The organism is Streptomyces sp. GbtcB7 (genome assembly GCF_019091445.1).
In the GTDB taxonomy this organism is placed as follows: domain Bacteria; phylum Actinomycetota; class Actinomycetes; order Streptomycetales; family Streptomycetaceae; genus Streptomyces; species Streptomyces mirabilis.
On the sequence record NZ_JAGXJM010000651.1, the window covers coordinates 1 to 235 of the forward strand.

Here is a 235-nt window from a genome sequence, read left to right on the forward strand (position 1 = left end):
CCAGCCCGACGACGAGAGCCAGAGCGTCGGGGCCCCCCAGACGCAGCCGGCCTCGCGCACGCTGTACGTGTCGACCGGAGAGAAGGCCCAGTGGGCGTTCGACCACGAGCAGGACGCGGGCGTCGACGCCACCGGGACCCCGATCATCGACGCGTACTACACGGACGACTACCCGCAGACCTTCAAGGCAGGCAAGAGCTACACGAGGACGTACAGCACGGCCGTCTTCGGTCCG

The 235-nt window shown here is 68.9% G+C and carries 1 protein-coding gene; it reads left to right on the forward strand.

Annotated elements, in window-relative coordinates; translation table 11 throughout:
• The coding region (locus KVT44_RS57125; protein ID WP_217577198.1) for a hypothetical protein at positions 1-235 on the forward strand (235 nt) is incomplete at both ends.